Raw genomic sequence first — 6,911 nt, forward strand, 5'->3', positions numbered from 1 at the left:
GGTCCTACGGGATCGAGCCGGACGCCGTGGTCGGCCATTCGCAGGGTGAGATCGCCGCGGCGTGTGTGTCGGGGGCGCTTTCGCTCGCCGACGCCGCGCGCGTGGTGGCGTTGCGGAGCCGGGTGATCGGCGAAGTGTTGTCGGGCAAGGGCGGCATGGTGTCGGTCGCGCTGTCCGAGCCGGTGGTTCGGGAGCGGATCGGCCCGTGGGGTTCGCGGATTTCGGTGGCGGTGGTGAATGGCCCGTCGTCGGTGGTGGTGTCGGGCGAAGTCGCGGCGCTGGACGAGCTGATGGCCTCGTGTGAGGCCGACGATGTGCGGGTCAAGCGGATTGCGGTGGACTATGCATCGCATTCGGGACAGGTCGAGGAGCTGAAGGGCCGGTTGCTGGCCGATCTGGCGCCGATCCGGCCGCAGCCGGGGAACGTGCCGTTCTTCTCGACGGTGACGGGCGACTGGCTCGACACGGCCGAGCTGGACGCCGGCTACTGGTTCACGAACTTGCGCGACACGGTGGTGTTCGAGTCGGCTGTTCGCGCGTTGTCCGGTGCGGGGTATGCGGCGTTCGTCGAGGTGAGCGCGCATCCGGTGCTCACGATGGCGGTGCAGGAGACTTTGGAAGAGGCCGGGACCGGGCCGTCGGTGGCCGTCGGCACGTTGCGCCGTGGCGAGGGCGGCCTGGAACGGTTCCTGACTTCGGTGGCCGAGCTGCACGTGCGCGGTATCAGCCCGGATTGGGACGCGGTGTTCGCGGCACACGAGCCGCGACGGGTCGACCTGCCGACGTACCCCTTCCAGCGACAGCGGTACTGGCCGACCATCGCCGTCGGCTCGGCGCCGGTGAAGGCCGGGGACCCCGCCGACGCCGAGTTCTGGAACGCCGTCGAAAGCGGCGATCTCGCCTCCCTGGCCGGCGAACTGGCCGTCGGCGAGGGCGAGCTTGGCGCGGTGCTGCCCGCGCTGTCGACTTGGCGGCGCAAGCACCGGGAAACCGCCACCATCGACTCCTGGCGGTACCGCATCGCCTGGAAGGCGAAGCCGGAAGGGCCCGCCCCGGCGCTCGGCTCGCGGGCGTTCCTGCTCGTGGTCCCCGCGACGCTGCGTGAGCACGAACAGGTGCGAGGCTGTGCCGACGCGCTCACCGCGGCGGGCGCCGAGGTGACGACGCTGGCCGTCACCGGCGGCGAGGCTCTCGACCCCGCCGCACTCGCCGGGCATGCCCCCGACGGCGTGCTGTCCCTGCTGGGGCTCGACGAAGAACCGGACCCGGCGCAGCCGACGCTGTCCCGCGGCCTCACCGCGACCCTGCGCCTGATCCAGGCGCTCGGCGAGGCCGGGGTCACGGCGCCGCTGTGGCTCGCGTCCCGGGGTGCGGTGGCCACGCACCGCGCCGACCCCCTCGTCTCGCCGGGCCAAGCGCAGCTCTGGGGCCTCGGCCGGGTGTTCGGCCTCGAACACCCCGACCGCTGGGGCGGGCTCGTCGACCTGCCCGCGTCGTGGGACGCGACCGCGCACCGGCGGTTCGCGGCCGTCCTGTCCGGTGTGGACGGTGAGGATCAGGTCGCCGTGCGCGACTCCGGGGTCTTCCTGCGCCGGCTCGTGCACGACCCGCTCGGCGACCGGGTCCCCGGCCGCGCCTGGGTGCCCACCGGCACGGCCCTGGTCACCGGCGGCACGGGCGCCATCGGCGGGCACCTCGCGCGGTGGCTCGCCCAGGCCGGCGCCGAGCACCTGGTGCTGACCTCGCGCGCCGGCTCGGCCGCGCCCGGCGCGACCGAGCTCGCGGCGGAACTGGCCGGCCTCGGCGCCCGGGTGACGATCGCGGCGTGCGACGTCGCCGACCGCGACGCGCTGGCGAACCTCCTGGACAAGCTCGCCGCCGACGGCGAGCAGGTCCGCACGGTGATCCACGCCGCCGGTGTCTCGACCCCGGCCGTGCTCGCGTCGACCACCCCGGCCGAGGTCGCGGCCACCATGGCGGCGAAGGTCGCGGGCGCGCGCAACCTCGGCGAACTGCTGGCCGACGAGCACCTCGACACCCTGGTGTTCCTGTCGTCGAACGCGGGGGTCTGGGGCAGCGGCAGCCAGGGCGCGTACGCGGCGGCCAACGCCTTCCTCGACGCGCTCGCCGAACATCAGCGCTCGCGTGGGGTCCGGGCGACCTCGGTCGCCTGGGGCGCCTGGGCCGGCGGCGGGATGGTCTCGGACCAGGCGGACGAGGAGCAGCTGAGCCGGCGCGGTGTCCACGCCATGCCGACCGAGCTGGCGCTGGCCGCGCTGCGGCAGGTGCTCGACCACGACGAGACTTTCGTCGCGGTCGCCGACGTCGACTGGGCCTTGTTTGCCCCCGGCTTCACCATGGCGCGGCCGCGGCCGTTGCTGGACGAGCTGCCCGAGGTCCGCGCGGCCCTCGCGGAGGCGGAGCCCGCCGTGGCGGCGGACCGGGGTGCGGCGCTCACCGCCGACCTCGCCGGCCTCCCGGCCGCCCAGCGGCGCCGGGTCCTGCTCGACCTCGTGCTCGACCACGTCGCCGCGGTGCTCGGCCACGCCGCCGGCAGCGCGCTCGACCCGGACCGGCCGTTCAAGGAGATCGGGTTCGACTCGCTCACCGCGGTCGAGCTCCGCAACCGGCTGACCGGGGCCACCGGGCTGAAACTGCCCGCGTCGCTCGTGTTCGACCGGCCGACGCCGAACGCGCTGGCCGAGTTCGTCGACGGCGAGCTGGGCGGCGGCGGCGAGGTGTCGGTGCTCGCCGAGCTGGAGCGGATCGAGTCCCTGATTTCAAGAATTTCCCCAGATGATGGTGCGCACCCCCTCGTCCTCTCCCGCCTTCGGACCATGCTGTCGGTGTTGGGTGAAGGTCAGGACAGGACGGATGGCGCCACCGTTGCGGAACAGCTCGACTCAGCCACCGATGACGAGATTTTCGAGTTCATCAACAAGGAGCTCGGCAGGTCTTGACCACCCACGGCGGGAATTCCGCCGTGCGCTCACCGAAGAGCTCGGAGGCGAGCCGGCCGCGATCGCGGTCCCGGCTCGCCCCAGCCGCATGCTTTCGGCCGTTTCGGCATCCACCCGGCGCAGTAGTGCACAGGCGAGGTTCGCATGGTGAACGAGAACAAGCTTCGCGAGTACCTGAAGCTGGTCACGGCGGATCTCCACGAGACCCGCCGCAGGCTCGAAGAGCTGGAGTCCGGCGCGCGCGAGCCGATCGCGATCGTCGGGATGAGCTGCCGGTTCCCCGGCGGGGTGCGGTCGCCGGAAGAGCTGTGGTCACTGCTGTCCGACGGGGTCGACGCGGTCGGGCCGTTCCCCGCGGACCGCGGCTGGGACCTCGACGCGCTGTACGACCCCGACGGTGCGCGGCCCGGCTCCAGCTACGTCGCCGAGGGCGGTTTCGTCGACGGTGTCGCGGAATTCGACCCGTCGCTGTTCGGGATGTCGCCGCGCGAGGCGACGGCGACCGACCCGCAGCAGCGGCTGCTGCTCGAGGCGTCGTGGGAGCTGTTCGAACGGGCCGGGATCGATCCGCTGTCGGTGAAGGGCAGCCCCTCGGGGGTGTTCATCGGCGCGGGTCCGTCGGGCTACGGCCACGGCGCGCAGGCGCAGGAGGACGTCGAAGGCCACCTGCTGACCGGCAACTCCGGCAGTGTGCTGTCGGGCCGCATCTCCTACACCTTCGGGCTCGAAGGACCGTCGGTCACTGTGGACACCGCGTGCTCGTCTTCGCTGGTGTCGCTGCACATGGCCGCGCAGGCACTGCGCAACGGCGAGTGCTCGCTCGCGCTGGCCGGCGGCGTCATGGTGATGGCGGCCCCCGAAGGGTTCGTGGAGTTCAGCAAGCAGGGCGGGCTCGCCCGGAACGGGCGGTGCAAGCCCTTTTCCGACGACGCCGACGGCACCGGCTGGGCCGAAGGCGTGGGACTGGTGCTGGTCGAGCGGCTTTCGGACGCCAAGCGCCGCGGCCACCGCGTGCTCGCGCTGCTGCGCGGCTCGGCCGTCAACTCCGACGGCGCGTCCAACGGGCTCACCGCGCCCAACGGCCCCTCGCAGCAACGTGTCATCCGGCAGGCGCTCGCCGACGCCCGGCTGAGCATCGCCGACGTCGACGCGGTGGAGGCGCACGGCACGGGCACCAAGCTCGGCGACCCGATCGAGGCGCAGGCGCTGCTCACCACGTACGGGCAGGGACGCGAGGCCGCCGAACCGCTGTGGCTCGGTTCGGTCAAGTCGAACTTCGGGCACACGCAGACCGCCGCGGGCGTCGCCGGCGTGCTGAAGATGGTGCTGGCGCTCCAGCACGGGATCCTGCCGAAATCACTGCACGGCGACCGGCCGTCGACGGAGGTGGACTGGACCGCGGGGAACGTCCGGCTGCTCACCGAGGCCCGGCCGTGGCCGGCGACCGGCAGGCCGCGCCGCGCCGGCGTCTCCGCCTTCGGGGTGGGCGGCACGAACGCGCACGTCGTTCTCGAACAGGCGCCGGACGAGGAAGCGGAGACCGGCGTCACCACCGCGTCTCCGGTCGTGCCGTGGCTGGTCTCGGGCAAGACCGCGGACGCCCTGCGGGCTCAGGCACGCGCGTTGCGCTCCACTGTGGACACAGAGGACCCGGCGGCGGTGGGCTTCGCGCTGGCCTCGACGCGCGCACGGCTGGAGCACCGTGCGGTGGTGCTGGCCGACGATCGTGCCGCGGCGCTCGACGCCCTGGCGGATGGCGAGTCGTCCGCCGGTGTGGTGTCGGGTGTCGTTTCGGGCGGTCGCTCGGCGTTTCTCTTCTCCGGTCAGGGTGCGCAGCGGTTGGGTGCGGGCCGGGAGCTGTATGAGTCGTTCCCGGTGTTCGCGAACGTGGTGGACACGGTGTGCGCGCACGTGGACGGGTTGCGCGAGGTGATGTTCGGCGAGGACGCCGAGCTGCTGAACCAGACGGCTTATACGCAGGCGGCGTTGTTCGCCGTCGAGGTGGGTTTGTTCCGGCTGCTCGAATCCTGGGGGGTGACCCCGGATTTCCTGGTGGGGCACTCGATCGGTGAGCTGGCGGCCGCGCATGTTGCGGGCGTGTTCTCCATGGAGGACGCGTGTGTGTTGGTGGCGGCGCGTGGCCGCTTGATGCAGGCCCTGCCCGCCGGTGGCGTGATGGTCGCGCTCCAGGCCACGGAAGACGAAGTGCTGCCTCTGCTGGTCGAGGGCGTCTCGGTGGCGGCGGTGAACGGCCCGTCGTCGGTGGTGCTCTCGGGTGATGAGGCCGCGGTCGAGTCGGTCGTGGCCCGTTTCCAGGGGCGTAAGACTCGCCGGTTGCCGGTGAGTCATGCGTTCCATTCGGCGCGGATGGAGCCGATGCTGGCGGAGTTCCGCCGGGTCGCCGAGACGCTGACCTATCAAGCCCCCGCGATTCCGGTCGTCTCCAACGTGACGGGGACACTGGCCGAGGACCTGACTTCGCCGGAGTATTGGGTCCGGCACGTGCGGGGAACAGTCCGTTTTCACGACGGCGTGACCTATCTGGCCGGTCAGGGTGTGACCCGGTTCCTGGAACTCGGACCCGACGGTGTGCTGACGGCGATGGCGGCGGAATCCGCCGAGGGCACCCTGGTCTCGGCACTGCGCAGGGACCGCGCCGACATCGAAAACCTGCTGACGGCGGTGGCTTCGCTGTACGTCGTCGGGCAGGACGTCGACTGGGCCGCGCTGTTCACCGGCACCGCCCGTGTCGACCTGCCCACCTACGCCTTCCAGCGCCGGCACTATTGGCTCGGCACCGCGCCCGCCGACCGGGGACCGGTCACGAGCGGGGGCGGCGCGGACGGGGACTTCTGGGACGCCGTCGAACGCCGGGACGTCGACACGCTGACCGCGGAACTCGGGCTCGGCGACGCCGGCCGGAGCACCCTGGACGAGCTGCTGCCGGTGCTGTCGTCGTGGCGCCGCAAACGCGACGAGCAGAGCCTGGTGGACTCCTGGCGGTACCGGGTCACCTGGAAGCCGCTCACCGGCGACCTCCCCGAGCCGGCTCGCGGCACCTGGCTGGTCGTGGCGCCGCCGGGCGAACCCGCCGACCGGCTCGTCGCGGGGATGCGCGGCAACGGCCTCGCGGTCGTGCACTTCCACCCCACCGAGACCAGCCGCGAGGCGCTCGCGGCGCAGCTTCGCGAGGTGGTCGAGGAGCACGCCGAAACCCCGTTCGACGGGGTGCTTTCCCTGCTGGGCCTCGACGAGAGCCCGCATCCGGAGTTCCCCGAACTGGCCATGGGACTGACGCTGAGCGTCACGCTCCCGCAGGCGCTCGGCGACGCCGGGATCGACGCGCCGCTCTGGTGCGCGACCCGCGGCGCGGTCTCGGTCGGCCGCTGGGACGGCGTGCTCCGGCTCGGCCAGGCGACGCTCTGGGGTGTCGGCCGGGTGACCGGACTCGAGTTCCCCGACCGCTGGGGCGGCCTGCTCGACCTGCCGGCGGAGCTCGACGCCCGCGCGGTGCGCCGGGTGTGCGGCGTGCTGACCGGCGCGGGGGAGAACGACCAGGTCGCGGTCCGGCCCTCGGGCGTCTTCGGGCGGCGGCTCGGCCGGGCCGAACCGGCGGGCGACGAGGTGTGGCGGCCGCACGGGACCGTGGTCATCACCGGCGGCACCGGCGCGCTCGGTGCGCGGGTCGCGCGGTGGGTCGCCGAGGCGGGCGCCGAGCACGTGGTGCTGTCGTCGCGGCGGGGCATGGACGCGCCGGGCGCGGCGGACCTGAAGGCCGAACTGGCGGCGACCGGCGTCCGGGTGAGCGTCATGGCCGCCGACGTCGCCGACCGCGCGGCGTGCCGGGCGTTGCTGGTCTCCGCGGGCCTGGACATCCCCGTGTCGGCGATCGTGCACGCGGCGGGGGTGCTGGACGACGGCGTGCTGGACTCCGTGACCCCCGAGCGGCTC

At 73.1% G+C, this 6,911-nt stretch carries 2 protein-coding genes; both read left to right on the top strand.

Features of this window, described 5'->3' with window-relative positions; genetic code table 11:
- Window positions 1–2,960, top strand: a 2,960-nt coding sequence (locus C2L58_RS14695) for an SDR family NAD(P)-dependent oxidoreductase (RefSeq protein WP_146073588.1), incomplete at its 5' end; no start/stop codon positions are given.
- A gap of 144 nt (window positions 2,961–3,104) precedes the next feature.
- Window positions 3,105–6,911, top strand: a 3,807-nt coding sequence (locus C2L58_RS14700; protein WP_146073589.1) for a type I polyketide synthase, incomplete at its 3' end; no start/stop codon positions are given.

It is taken from the genome of Amycolatopsis sp. CA-126428 (genome assembly GCF_002904335.1).
In the GTDB taxonomy this organism is placed as follows: domain Bacteria; phylum Actinomycetota; class Actinomycetes; order Mycobacteriales; family Pseudonocardiaceae; genus Amycolatopsis.